Below are 13327 nucleotides of genomic sequence, written 5' to 3'. Positions count from 1 at the left end.
TCCGTCCCCGCGACGGTGCCGTCCGCAGCGCAGGCCATGGTGGCGCAACTGCCGGCATGGATCGATTCAAGCTCCACCGTCTTCTGGCTGGGTGCCGGCTGCGTGATCGGCGGCCTGACGCTGGGCGTGATGGTCAGCCTGTTCGTGCAGCAGCGCGGTCGTCTGCATCGTCGCCGCGAGGAACTCAAGCGCGTGCGCCGCGAGCGCGCCCGGCTGAGCGCGCTGCTGAACGCGATTCCCGATCCGATGTATTTCAAGGACGCCAACGGCGCCTATGAAGGCTGCAATCCGGCCTTCGAGCGCGCCGTCGGCCTCACCGAGCAGGAGCTGATCGGCCGCCGCGACGCCGACCTGCCGAATCCCCCGGGCTGGGTCGACACCCAGTCCGACGGCCGCCTCCTGACCTGGCGCGACGACACCAGCGAGGCCGCCAGCGGGACGCGCTGCCTGGACGTCTCCAGCGCCCGCGTGTTCGACGACGACCAGTACCTGGGCCAGGTCGCCATCGCGCGCGACGTGACCCAGCTGCAGGAGGCCACCGACGCCGCCCGCCGTGCCGCCACCGTGTACGAACACTGCGGCGAGGGCATCATGGTCATCGACCACGAGTTGCGCATCGTCGACGTCAATCCGGCGCTGGTGGCGATGGTCGGCCACGACCGGCAGACGCTGCTGGGCAAGCGCCCGCTGCTGCTGCGCGACGCCGAGCAGGACCCCGAGAAGCTGCGCGCCCTGTGGGCCGACATCGAGACCCGCGGCAAATGGAGCGGCGAAGTCACCGAGCGCCACAAGAACGGCGATTCGATCCCGATGTGGGCGACCTTCGTGAAGGTGCCGGCGCCCTCGGGCGATCCGGAGCAGGTGCAGTACCTCAGCGTGCTGACCGACATCTCCCGCATCAAGCAGACCGAGGCCGAGCTGCTGCACCAGTCGCTGCACGACAGCCTGACCGGCCTGCCCAACGCGGCGTTGCTGCGCGATCGCATCTCGCGCCAGGTCGGCAACGCGCAGCGCGAGCACACCTGCGTGGCGGTGCTCTACATCGACCTGGACGGCTTCCGCGACGTCAACGACATCGCGGGCCACGCCGCGGGCGACCAGGTGCTGCTGACGGCGGCGGCGCGCTTCGCCAACGTGACGCGGCTGAGCGACTCCGTGGCGCGCGTCGGTGCCGATGAGTTCGTCGTCGTGCTGTCGGGCCTGGTCGACGAAGAGACCGCGATGCGGCTGGGCGACCGGCTGATCCAGGCGATGGACGAGCCCATCCTCATCGACCATCACCGCTTCAATGTCGGCGCCAGCATCGGCCTGGCGCTGTTCCCGGCCGACGGCATCCATGTCGACGAACTGCTGCGCAACGCCGAGGTCGCCATGGTGCGGGCCAAGCTGCACGCGCGCGGTTCCGTCCAGGCCTACCGGCCCGAGTTGACGCAGGCGGTGCAGCAGCGCTTCGAACTGACGCACGCGCTGCGGCAGGCCAACGAGGCCGCGCAGTTCCGCCTCGAGTACCAGCCGCAGGTACGCCTGAGCGACGGTGCGCTGATCGGCGCGGAGGCGCTGCTGCGCTGGCGCCATCCGACGCGCGGTCCGATCTCGCCGGCGGACTTCATCCCGCTGGCCGAAGAGACCGGCCTGATCATCCCCATCGGCCGTTGGGTGCTGGAGCAGGCCTGCGCCCAGGTGGTGCGCTGGCAGGGTCAGGAAGGCAAGCCGCAGCAGGTCGCGGTGAACGTCTCGGCGCGACAGCTGCGCCAGCCGGACTTCATCGAGACGCTGGACTTCATCCTCGGCGAGACCGGGTGCCCGGCGAGCGCGCTGGAGCTGGAGGTCACCGAGAGCCTGCTGCTCGAAGACGCCGAGCAGGCCATCAGCCTGCTGACGCGGATCTCCAACCGCGGCGTACGCATCGCGATCGACGACTTCGGTACCGGCTACTCGTCGCTGGCCTATCTGAAGCGCATGCCGGTCAGCACGTTGAAGATCGATCGCAGCTTCGTCAACGAGCTGAGCAGCGATGCCAACGTCGCGGCGATCGCGCGCACGGTCATCGTGCTGGCGCGCAGCCTCAACCTCGACGTGCTCGCCGAGGGCGTCGAGACGATCGAGCAGGCGGAGTGGTTGCGCCGTGAAGGCTGCGACTGGGCGCAGGGCTGGTACTACGGCCGACCGATGCCGCCGGAAGACTTCGTCGTCACGCCGCCGCCCGAGCCGCTGCGTCGCGCGCCCAAGCGTCTGCAGCTGGCCTGATCCTCCGGCCCACTGGCCAAGGCCCGATCAGGCGTTGCCATCGCCAGTCATGCGCCGACGCGTCGGCGTCGGCGTTGAGGAGGAAGGCGACGCAGGCGAAGCCGACGATGCGGACGGCGCTGAAGGGGGCTCTGCCCACACGCGCCATTCCTTGGCGCTGACCTCGCGCACTTCCAGGCCGCGTCGCAGGATGAAACTGGAGTCGTGCCAGCTTTCCACCGGTCCGACGAGCGTCCGCCTGGGCGGCGGTTCCGCACCGAAGTCGGAATCGCCGAAGCTGCTGCCGCTGTCGGAATAGCGGCTGTCGCCATGGCTGAACCGGCTGTCGCCGTAATGGCTGGGCAGCTCGCTGTCGGGTCCGGAGGCGCTCGTGAACGGCCGGGAGCTCGTGCGCGGCAGCTGGGAGGGGGTCTGGGAGGGCCGGTACTTCATCTCGGAAACCTCAGGATCACGGGGGAGGAGGCACTCCATGGTGATCCTGTCGCGGCCCGACCGTCAGCCCGCAGATGGAGGGGCTGAAGGGGGAGGACATCTCCCCCTTGAATTCGCTTGCAATGGCCGGCGGTGTGTGGAAATCACAAGCAGATCGCTGGACAGCGCAGTCCCGTTCACAGTGGCAGCGCGGTCGTGTTTTTCACCTCTTCCATCACCGCGTAGGTCCGTGTCTCGCGAACGCCGGGCAGCGTCCAGATCACGGCGCCGATGAACTCCCGGTAGGCGGTCATGTCGGACACCCGGGTCTTGAGCAGGTAGTCGAAGCCGCCCGCCACCAGGTGGCATTCCAGGATCTCCGGCCGGGCCTGCACCGCGGCGCGGAAGTTGTCCATGACGTCGTGCACCGTGCGGTCGAGCAGGATCTCGATGAACACCAGCATCTGCGCGCCCAGCTTGGCGGGGTTCAGCCGCGCCTCGTAGCCGAGGATGAAGCCGTCCCGGGTGAGGCGGCGGACCCGCTCCAGCACCGCCGTCGCGGACATCTGCACCTCCTCGGCCAGTTTCAGGTTGCTGATGCGACCATCCTGCTGCAGCAGCCCCAGGATGCGGCGATCGATCTTGTCCAGGTCTTCAACGCTGCTCATGCTGGATTCCATCCGGTCGAGTGCAGAAACATTGGTGAGTAATTCGGAGCGTTACTTCCTAAACTCCCGCCATTCGCTAGGGGAGCGCCCCTCGCACGAACATCCGAGGATTCTATGACCGCCTTCCCCCTTCCCCTGGAAACCTCCCGCCTGCCGGACCCGTACCGCGAGGAACTGCCCCTGGTGCGCGCGCTCGCCGCGGAGATGCAGGCCCTGAACTGGCAGGCGGTGGTGGATCAGGCGCGCCCGTGGGTGCAGCAGGTGCGCGGGAACCCGGCGCCGTTCTGGGCCATGGAATCGCTGCTGCGCGAGTACCCGATCACCAGCGCCGAGGGCCTGGCGTTGATGCGCCTGGCGGAAGCGCTGCTGCGCGTGCCGGACGCGGAGACGGCCATCGCCCTGACGGCGGACCAGCTCGGCCGCGCCGACTTCGACGGCGCCTCGGATGGCCCGCACAAGATGCTGGCCGGGCTGGCGGCGAGCGCGATCTCGCTGTCCAAGAAATTCCTGCCGGATGCCGAGGCCGATTCCGGCCTGATGAAGCGCCTCGGCGCGCAGACGGTGGTGGCCGCGACGGTGCGCGCGATCCAGCTGCTGGGCCGCCAGTTCGTGCTGGGCCGCAACATCCAGGAAGCGATGAAGGAGGCCGACGCCGCGCGCAAGGTGCAGGCGCAACTGCGCTTCTCCTACGACATGCTGGGGGAAGGCGCCCGCACGGAACGCGACGCCGAGCGCTACCAGGCCTCGTACCTGAACGCGATCGCCGCCATCGCCTCGGGCCGCAAGGCCGAATCGCCGGAAGGCAGCGACGGCATCTCGATCAAGCTGTCGGCGCTGTTCTCGCGCTACGAGGTCCTGCAGCGCGAGCGCGTCTACGCCGAGCTGCTGCCGCGCGTGTGGCAACTCGTCGAGAAGGCCGCGCAGGCCAACATCAACCTGACGATCGATGCCGAGGAAGTCGACCGGCTCGAACTCTCGCTGGAGCTGCTGGACACGCTGGCGGCGCGCATCGCGACGCACTTCCCGCAGTGGCGCGGCTTCGGTCTGGCGGTGCAGGCGTACCAGACCCGCGCTCGGGACGTCGTCGAGGCGGTGGCCGCGATCGCCCACAAGCACGGTCTGAAATTCATGGTGCGACTCGTGAAGGGCGCCTACTGGGACGGCGAGATCAAGCGCGCCCAGGAGCAGGGGCTGCCGTTCTATCCGGTCTACACGCACAAGCCGCACACCGACGTCTCCTACCTGGCCTGCGCGCAGGCGCTGCTGCGGCATCACGACGTCATCTACCCGCAGTTCGCGACGCACAACGCCGGCACGGTCGCCGCCATCCTGCAGATGGCGCGCGCGCTGGGGGCCAAGTTCGAGATGCAGCGCCTGCACGGCATGGGCGAGGGCGTCTATCGCGAAGTGCTGAAGGACGGAGCCATCCCGTGCCGCGTCTACGCGCCGGTCGGCGAGCACCGCGACCTGCTGGCCTACCTCGTGCGACGCCTGCTGGAGAACGGCGCCAACTCGTCCTTCGTCCACCAGCTGGCCGATCCGACCGTCGCGCCCGAAGAGCTGCTGGCGTCGCCGATGACGGAGATCCGCGACGAGGCTTCGCTGCCGCTGCCGATCGACCTCTACCGCGACACGACGGGCCGTGGCCGCGAGAACTCATCGGGCCTGGACCTCGCCGTGCCGGAGCAGCGAAAGACGCTGCTGGACGCGTTGGCGCAGTGCACGGTGCCGGTGCTGGTCGAAGCGACGGCGGAGGAGGTCGACGCCGTGATGACGCGACTGCAAGGTGGCTTCGCGGGCTGGAACGCGACCCCCGTGGCCGAGCGCGCCGCCGTGCTGCGCCGCGCCGCCGATGCGATACAGGCCCAGCTGCCGCAGTTCTGCGCGCTGCTGGTCAAGGAGGCCTACAAGAGCCTGGGCGACGCGATCAGCGAAGTGCGTGAGGCCATCGACTTCCTGCGCTACTACGCCGACGAAGCCGAGCGTCTGGCCGTCGACGGCGTCGCGTTGAACGGCCGCGGCGTGTTCGTCTGCATCTCGCCGTGGAACTTCCCGCTGGCGATCTTCGCCGGCCAGGTCGTGGCCGCGCTCGCCGCCGGCAACGCGGTCGCCGCGAAGCCCGCTGAGCAGACGCCGGCCGTGGCCCGCGAATGCGTCGCGCTGCTGCACGGGGCGGGCGTTCCCGTCGACGCGGTGCAACTGGTGCACGGGCGCGGCGAGACCGTCGGCGCGCGCCTGGTGGCCGCGCCGCAGACGGCGGGGGTGTGCTTCACCGGCTCCACGCAAGTGGCCCAGATCATCAACCGCCAGCTGGCCGCCAAGCCCGGCGCCGCCGCGCTGCCGCTGATCGCCGAGACCGGCGGTCTGAACGCGATGATCGTGGACTCGACGGCGCTGCCGGAGCAGGTCATCGATGCCGTCGTTCAGTCGGCCTTCCGCAGCGCGGGTCAGCGTTGCTCGGCGCTGCGACTGCTGGCGGTGCACGAGGCGGTCGCCGACGGCGTCATCGAAATGCTGCGCGGCGCGGTCAAGGAACTGCGCGTCGGCGACAGTGCGGACCTCGCGACCGACGTCGGCCCGCTGATCGACGACGAAGCCTTCGAGGGCGTGTCCAAGGACGTCCAGCGCCTCAAGCGCGAGGCGACGCTGATCGCCGAGGCCGTGCCCGCCGATGCCTGCCCGCGTCTGCTGGCGCCGGTGGCGGTCGAGCTGCCGACGATCGCCTCGCTGAAGAAGGAGATCTTCGGCCCGGTGCTGCACGTGGTGCGCTGGGGCGGCGATGTCGACGGCGTCGTGCGCCAGATCAACGCGCTGGGCTACGGCCTGACGCTGGGCATCCAGACCCGCATCGACAGCCGGGCGCTGCGGCTCGCGTCGGAGGCGCGCATCGGCAACGTCTACGTGAACCGCAACATCATCGGCGCGGTGGTCGGTGTTCAGCCCTTCGGCGGCGAAGGCATGTCCGGTACCGGCCCGAAGGCGGGCGGTCCGCATTACCTGCTGCGCTTCGTCGCTCAGCCGAAGGTGGACGCTGCCGCCGAGGCGCCGGCGCTGTCGACGACGGGCGCGGGCGCCGATCTGTCGCCGCTGTTCACCGCGCATGAGGGCTGGGCCGAACGCTCGGTCGAGGAGCGCGCGACAGCACTGGAGCGCTCCGCGGCCGGCCAGGGACCGGTGGTCGCCGGCGCCTGGCGCACGCTTGCAGCGGGCGCCCGTCGCTCGCTGGTCGACGTGAAGCTGCCCGGCCCGACCGGTGAGAGCAACGAGCTGCGCCTGCACGGCCGCGGCGTGATCGCCGTGCTGGCGCAGGGCGCGTCGCCGGAAGAACTGGCACGCGCCCTGGGCGCGGCGCTGGTGGCGGGCAACGCGGTCGTGATCGTCGGTGGCGGCGATGTGGCGCAGGAACTGCGCACGGCGCTGATGCGTGGCGGCGTGACGGCGGCGGCGATGCAGATCGTGCCGGCGGACCAGCTCGGCACCGTGCTGCGCGCAACGCGTCTGGCGGGCGTGATCGCGCCGGCGACGCTGCAGGTGCCGGTGCAGCGCGAGCTGGCGGGCCGTGACGGCGCGATCCTGCCGGTCGTGCCGATGGTCGAGCTGACCGATGCGCGCCAGCTCTACCGCCTCGTCGCGGAGCAGACGCTGACGATCAATACGGCGGCGGCCGGTGGGAACGCCGCGCTGCTGGCGGGCGTGCACTGAGACGGCAGGCCGGGTCGCGGGAGACCCGGCCCTCCAGCCGCCACCAGCCGGTGCGCGGCACGACCCAGACCTCGCCGCTCCTGAAGCGGCGCGCCTGCGGCCAGCACTGATCGGCCCAGAGCGCGGGGGCGTCCTCGACATCGACGACGCCGGCCTCCACATGCATCACGGTGCCGCGGGCGAGCTTGAGCATCAGCGACTGACCGGGGGCCAGGCGTTGCTCCAGCGGCGTCGCGACGGGCCGCATCACGCGGGCGGGCGCTGCCTGCCAGGGCCACGGCAGGGGCAGGGATCTCAGGACGGCGGCGAGGGACATGACGACTTCGCCCGGGCGGGGCGCCTCGATGGGATGGGGATCCAGTGTTCCCATCGACGACGCGGCGTGACAGGCACAGCGGCGCCTTTTGTTCTGCGTAACAGCGATCGCGGCCGGTCTGTTCCGTATCGACGGCCCGCCCGCTGTTCCGGTGTCGCGCGCGCCTGCGGGCGCAGAATCGCCGGCATGGATGCTTCGGACCCTCTGTACGCGCAGGTCGCCGCGCACTACCGCCAGGCCATCGCGGCGGGCACGATGCCGCCGGGGAGCCGGATGCCCTCGGTGCGCACGCTGATGGGCCTGCATCGCGTGAGCCTGAGCACCGCGCTCCAGGCCTGCCGGCTGCTCGAAAGCCAGGGCCTGCTGCAGGCCCGCCAACGCGCCGGCTACTTCGTGAGACCGCCACGTCCGAACCGATTGGCGCGCGCCGCCGAGCCGCGCCAGACGCAGGCCGACCCGGCGCGTTTCGTCGGCGTGCACGAGCGCATCTCCGAGATCCTCACCCGCGGCATCGCCGCAAAGCCGGAGGTCAATCTCTCCGGCGCGTGCGCGCATCCCTCGCTGTACCCGACGCGCGCGCTGGCGCTGCACGGCCAGCGGCTGCTGCGTCGCCGGCCGGAGATCCTCGGCACCCAGCCCGATCCGCAAGGCCTGCTCGCGCTGCGCCAGGGCCTGTCGCGCCTGGCGCTCAACGCACAGATCCAGCTCGACCCGTCGCAACTCGTCATCACGCACGGCTGCACCGAAGCGCTCGGCATCGCACTGCGGGCGGTGACGACGCCGGGCGATGCCGTCGCGGTCGAATCGCCGACCTACTACGGCCTGCTGCAACTGCTCGAGAGCCTGGGGCTGCGCGCGCTGGAGATCCCGACGAGTCCTCACACGGGCCTGTCCGTCGAGGCCTTCGAAGCCGCCGCGATGCAGGAGCCCCGGCTCAAGGCCGTGGTCGTCGTGCCCAACCTGCAGAACCCGCTGGGCGCGGTGATGCCGGACGATGCCAAGCAGGCGTTGCTGGCGGTCTGCGAGGCGCGCGATCTCGCGCTCGTCGAGGACGACACCTACGCGCTGCTGTGCGAGACGCCGCAGCGCGCGATCAAGTCCTGGGACACGACGGGGCGGGTGATCTTCTGCTCGTCGCTGCACAAGACGCTGGCGCCCGGCATGCGCGTGGGCTGGATCGCCGCGGGGCGCTGGCAGTCGCGCGTGGAGATCCTCAAGTACGCGCAGAGCCGGCCCAACGAGATGCTCGGGCAGGCCATCCTGGCGGAGTTCCTGGCAGGCGGCCAGATCGATCGCCACCTGCGCGCGCTGCGGGCGAAGCTGGCGACGCAGCGCGAGCAGATGGTGGCGGCGTTGTCCGATGAACTGCCGGCCGGCACGCGGCTCAGCCTGCCGCCGGGCGGGCCTAGCCTGTGGGTCGAGCTGCCCGAGGGACTGTCCTCGCTCGCGCTGTTCGACGCCGCGCTGGAGAAGGGCATCCGGCTGGGGCCCGGGCTGATGTACTCGAACTCCGAGCGCTTCGACAACTTCATCCGCATCAACGCAGGCAACCCGATGGATGACGCACAGCGTCGGGCGATCGTGACGCTGGGCGAGCTCTGCGCATCGATGCTGAGGGCGCGTTGATGGCGAGTTGATGGCAAGCCGATGGCGCGCTGAGCGCCCGAGGTGGACCCGCTCCAGCGCCGGGGCGGGACTAAACTGCCGGCCCATGAGTTCCTGCATCGCATTCATCGGCGGAGGCAACATGGCCAGCGCCATCGTCGGCGGCCTGCGCCGGGCCGGTTTCCCGGCCGAGGACCTGCTGGTGGTCGAGCCTTTCGAGGCGCAGCGCGATCGGCTCGCCGCCGATTTCGGCATCCAGCCGCTCGCGGCGGCGGATGCCTCGCTCGCGCGGGCTCGCGCGGTCGTCTGGGCGGTCAAGCCGCAACTCTTCCAGGAAGCCGCTGTGCCCGTCGCGCCTCACGTCGCCAGCGCGTTGCAGCTGTCGGTGATGGCGGGCCTGCGCAGCGACGCGATCGCGCGTCCGACCGGCGCGTCGCGTGTGGTGCGAGGCATGCCCAACACGCCGGCGTTGATCGGGCAGGGCATCACGGGGCTCTTCGCCAGCGAGGCCGTCACCGCCGACGATCGCGCGCTGGTCGAGCAGCTGCTGCAGCCGACCGGACGCACGGTGTGGGTCGACAACGAGGGCGACCTCGACACGGTCACCGCGCTGTCGGGCTCGGGACCGGCCTACTTCTTCTTCCTCGTCGAGCACATGGTCGCCGCGGCGCGCGCGCTGGGCCTGGACGAGGCCAAGGCGCGCGAGCTCGCGCTGGCGACCTGCGGCGGTGCCGCGGCGCTGGCGTTGCAGTCGGGCGATTCGCCGACCGCGCTGCGCGAGAAGGTGACGTCCAAGGGCGGCACCACGCACGCCGCGATCACCAGCCTGCAGGCCGACGGCGTGGGCGAAGCGATCGAGCGCGCGGTGAAAGCCGCGCACCGACGCGCCGGCGAGTTGGGCGACGAGTTTGGCCGCGCTTGATGCCGCGGCGCCCGAGGCCGACGGCCCACGCGTTGCTCGTCGGCGGACCACCGACTGATTCCTGAAAGCTGCATCCATCCATGGGGATCGCTGATCGCTGGGGCCTGCGTGCGTGGCTGCGCGCGCCGGGCTCGCTGAGCAAGCGCCTGGCCGCGACCGGCCGTCGCTATGAGGTGCAGGTGCTGCGCCAGACCACCGCGCCGCTGCGGCCGCAGGAGCGCGCCGCGCTGGGGCTGCCCAAGCGCGGACTCACGCTCGTGCGCGAGGTGCTGCTGCGCGTCGACGGGCAGCCGCTGGTGTGGGCCCGCTCGGCGGTGCATGGCCACGCGGTGGCCGGTCCCTGGAAAGCCTTGAAGGGACTGGGCAGCCGGCCGCTCGGCCATCTGCTCTACGACGATCCCCGCATCCATCGCAGCGAGCTGCAACCGCGGCGCGTGACGCGCCATGGCGCGACGCACCGCCAGATGCAGCGCCAATGGCTGGCCGCCACGGGGACCGAAGCGCCCGCGCAGATGCAGTGGTCGCGGAACTCCGTCTTCACCCGGCACGGGCAGCAGCTGCGGGTGATGGAGATGTTCGTGCCCGACGTCGCGCTGCGCGATCCCGGACCGTTGCGACGCAAGTCGAGGCCGCGCCGGTGATGAATCGATTCCGCCACTGGCTGCAGGCGTTCCGACCGGCGCCGATGCGCGTCGACGCGCGCGAGCGGCTGCGGGTGGTGGCCGGCGCGATCGCCGGCCTGCTGCTGACCGGCGTGCTGACCGAATGGCTGTCGCGCCATGCCCCGGGCGTGCCGTGGCTCATCGCGCCGCTGGGCGCGAGTGCGGTGCTCGTGTTCGGCGTTCCCGCCAGTCCGTTGGCCCAGCCGTGGGCCGTGGTGATGGGCAACACGGCGTCGGCCCTGGTGGGCATCGTCTGCGTGCACCTGTTCGGCGGCGCGGCGGAACTGGCCGCCGCGATCGCCGTCGGCGGCGCGATCGGGCTGATGTTCCTGCTGCGCTGTCTGCATCCGCCCGGTGGCGCGGCGGCGCTGCTGATGGTGCTCAGCGGCGTGCACGACTGGCGCTTCGTGCTCGATCCGGTGCTGCTGAATTCGGTGCTGATGGTCCTCGCCGGCATGGCCTACAACGGCGTCACCGGACGCAAGTATCCGCACCCGCAGACCGCCGTTCCCGTTGCGGCGGCAAGCGGCACCACCGGCGATGCCGGCGGGACGGTGGGCGAGTCGCCTGCGTTCAGCGGCATCGACCTGGATACCGTCCTGGCGCATTACAACCAGGTGCTGGACATTCCCCGGGACGATCTGCAGGCCATCGTCGACGAGGCCGGCCTGCTGGCCGCGCGGCGGCGGATGACGACACTGCGCTGCGCCGACGTCATGTCGCGCGACGTGAAGACGGTGGAATGGGGCACGCCGCTCCAGGAGGCGTGGTCGCTGCTGCGGACGCATCACATCAAGGCCCTGCCGGTGGTGGACCGGGCGCGGCGCGTGGTCGGCATCGTCACGCTGGCGGACTTCATGCGTGGCGCGTCGCTGGACGTGCACGAGGACTGGGCGGCGCGGCTGCGCCACTTGATCCGCTCGACACCGGCCACGCACAGCGACAAGGCCGAGGTGGTCGGCCAGATCATGAGCCGGCAGGTGCGGGTGGCCAGCGCGGACCGGCCGCTGGCGGACCTGGTGCCGCTGTTCGCGGCGACCGGGCACCACCACATCCCCATCGTCGGCGAGGAGGCGCGGCTGGTGGGCATCCTGACGCAGTCGGACCTGGTGTCGGCCCTGGCGCGCGTGGACCGGCTCTGAGCGACGCCTGAACCGCATCTAGGCCGCGGCTAAGCGGACGTACAGGTCCCGCTCAGCTTCGCTCGGTATGCTGCCGCGGCCATTCCTGAACCGTGCCGCCGATGGACATCGACCCCGACGAACTGATTGAGACCGCCCGTCAAGCCAACGGGCGGGCTGAAGCGCCGACGTCGCAGTCCCGGCTCAACGTGGCGGTCGCGCTGACCGTCGCGCTGCTGGCGACCTTCATGGGCATCTGCAAGATCAAGGACGACAACATCGGCCAGGGCATGCAGCAGGCGCAGGCCGACAAGATCGATCACTGGTCCTTCTACCAGGCGCGCAACGCGCGGGAGGAAGTCGCCAAGGCCGCTCTGACGCAGCTGAAGCTGCAGGCGATCGGCGCGCCGGCGTCGGCGGCCGGCGGCTACCGCGAGGCGATCGCGCACTACGAGGCGCTCGCCGCGGACCAGGCCGCCAAGAAGGACGAGCTCCGCAAGCAGGCCGAAGCCGACCAGCAGCGCTACGACGCGCTCAACTACCGGGACGACCAGTTCGACCTGTCCGATGCGTTGCTGGCGATCGCGATCGCCATGCTGGCGGTGACCGCGCTGACGCAGCTGTGGTGGCTGTACGCGGCGGCGATGGTGCCGACGGTCTTCGGCGTGCTGATGGGGTTCGCGGGACTGGGCGGCTGGCCGCTGCACCCGGACGTGATCGTGCAGTGGCTGTCGTAGAACGAGCCGCTCAGCGCAGCGTCAGATCCACCACGGTGCCCGCGAAGATCGCGAAGCCGACCCAGTGGTTCTCGCGGAAGGCCTTGAAGCAGCCGTCGCGGCTGCGGTCCTTGATCAGCGTGTAGTGCCAGACCACCTGGGCCGCCGCGACCGCGAGCCCGGCCAGGAACCAGTGCCCCATGCCCAGCCGCAGCCCCAGCGCGGCCCACAGCGCGAGGAACGCGACGTAGAACGCCATCACGCCGATGACGTCGAAGCGCCCCAGCGTCAGCGCCGAGGTCTTGATGCCGATGCGGATGTCGTCGTCGCGGTCGACCATCGCGTACTCGGTGTCGTAGGCCAGCACCCAGAACAGGTTGGCGACCAGCAGTCCCCATGCGGCCATCGGGACCGAGGCCGGGATCGCCTGCAGGCTCCACTCCCGCCCGCCTAGCGCCGCCGAGAACGCCATCGGGATCCCGAACGAGAACGCCACGCCGAGCACGGCCTGCGGCATCGAGACCCAGCGCTTGGTGAACGGATAGAGGATGGTCACCGCCAGCGCGGCGAAGGACAGCAGGATGGTCGGCGGATTGGTCGTCAGCACGAGCGCGAAGGCGACCAGCGCGAGCACCGCGCCGAGCACGAGCGCCTGCTTCACGGAGATCAGCCCCGAGGTCACCGGCCGCTGGGCGGTGCGTTTGACGTGCTTGTCGAAGTCGCGGTCGGCGACGTCGTTGACGGCGCAGCCCGCGCTGCGCATCAGGAAGGTGCCGATGGTGAAGACCAGCAGCAGGTGCCAGCCCGGCCAGCCGTCGGCGGCCATCCACAGCGCGGCCAGCGTCGGCCACAGCAGCAGGTAGGTGCCGGCCGGGCGGTCCCAGCGGATCAGGTTCAGGTACAGCGACAGACGCGACGGCGCGGCGGGAGCGGGGGCTGCGGAAGTCATGGCGCGCA

General features: G+C 70.7%; 11 protein-coding genes. 7 read left to right on the top strand and 4 right to left on the bottom strand.

Annotated features, from left to right (window positions below):
• The first annotated feature begins 36 nt into the window (after positions 1-36).
• Entirely contained in the window at positions 37-2247 is a 2211-nt protein-coding gene (locus ABE85_RS22635; protein WP_067280097.1) for an EAL domain-containing protein, read from the top strand.
• A 27-nt stretch (positions 2248-2274) separates the two neighbouring features.
• On the opposite strand, the gene ABE85_RS22630 is transcribed toward ABE85_RS22635, so the two are convergent.
• Positions 2275-2679 (bottom strand): hypothetical protein, encoded by a 405-nt coding sequence (locus tag ABE85_RS22630; protein ID WP_067280094.1) that lies wholly within the window; start codon positions 2677-2679, stop codon positions 2275-2277.
• A 176-nt stretch (positions 2680-2855) separates the two neighbouring features.
• Positions 2856-3326 carry an Lrp/AsnC ligand binding domain-containing protein gene (locus tag ABE85_RS22625; protein WP_067280091.1) on the bottom strand — a complete coding sequence of 157 codons (471 nt, stop codon included), beginning with the start codon at positions 3324-3326 and terminating at the stop codon, positions 2856-2858.
• Between the two features lie 114 nt (positions 3327-3440).
• On the opposite strand from ABE85_RS22625, the gene ABE85_RS22620 reads away from it, so the two are divergent.
• The gene (locus ABE85_RS22620; protein ID WP_082938863.1) at positions 3441-7028 is read left to right on the top strand and encodes an L-glutamate gamma-semialdehyde dehydrogenase; all 3588 of its coding nucleotides are present in this window, start codon (positions 3441-3443) and stop codon (positions 7026-7028) included.
• Here ABE85_RS22620 and ABE85_RS28140 read toward each other — a convergent pair.
• Positions 6976-7344, bottom strand: coding sequence for a hypothetical protein (locus ABE85_RS28140; protein WP_197507125.1), 369 nt, complete (start codon positions 7342-7344; stop codon positions 6976-6978). The genes ABE85_RS22620 and ABE85_RS28140 overlap by 53 nt on opposite strands.
• A gap of 186 nt (positions 7345-7530) precedes the next feature.
• Here ABE85_RS28140 and ABE85_RS22610 point away from each other — a divergent pair, with 186 nt between their 5' ends.
• The 5 genes from ABE85_RS22610 (at position 7531) to ABE85_RS22590 (ending at position 12391) form a co-directional block, all read left to right on the top strand.
• Entirely contained in the window at positions 7531-8970 is a 1440-nt protein-coding gene (locus tag ABE85_RS22610; RefSeq protein WP_067280087.1) for a PLP-dependent aminotransferase family protein, read from the top strand.
• A gap of 85 nt (positions 8971-9055) precedes the next feature.
• Positions 9056-9871 (top strand): pyrroline-5-carboxylate reductase, encoded by an 816-nt coding sequence (gene proC / locus ABE85_RS22605; RefSeq protein ID WP_067280083.1) that lies wholly within the window; start codon positions 9056-9058, stop codon positions 9869-9871.
• A gap of 80 nt (positions 9872-9951) precedes the next feature.
• Positions 9952-10512, top strand: a complete 561-nt coding sequence (locus ABE85_RS22600) for a chorismate lyase (RefSeq protein WP_067280080.1) — start codon at positions 9952-9954, stop codon at positions 10510-10512.
• Complete coding sequence (locus ABE85_RS22595) at positions 10512-11675, top strand: HPP family protein (RefSeq protein WP_067280078.1); 1164 nt, start codon at positions 10512-10514, stop codon at positions 11673-11675. Before ABE85_RS22600 ends, ABE85_RS22595 begins: the two co-directional genes overlap by 1 nt.
• Positions 11676-11776: 101 nt before the next feature.
• Positions 11777-12391, top strand: coding sequence for a DUF4337 domain-containing protein (locus ABE85_RS22590; RefSeq protein ID WP_082938862.1), 615 nt, complete (start codon positions 11777-11779; stop codon positions 12389-12391).
• A 10-nt stretch (positions 12392-12401) separates the two neighbouring features.
• Here the strand turns inward: ABE85_RS22590 and ubiA are convergent, their stop codons facing one another.
• Complete coding sequence (ubiA, locus tag ABE85_RS22585; protein WP_067283363.1) at positions 12402-13319, bottom strand: 4-hydroxybenzoate octaprenyltransferase; 918 nt, start codon at positions 13317-13319, stop codon at positions 12402-12404.
• Positions 13320-13327 lie beyond the last annotated feature (8 nt).

The sequence above is a fragment of the Mitsuaria sp. 7 genome (assembly GCF_001653795.1).
GTDB lineage: Bacteria > Pseudomonadota > Gammaproteobacteria > Burkholderiales > Burkholderiaceae_C > Roseateles.
Note: the sequence above shows the minus strand (reverse complement) of the source record. Positions and strands in the feature narration are given on the sequence as shown.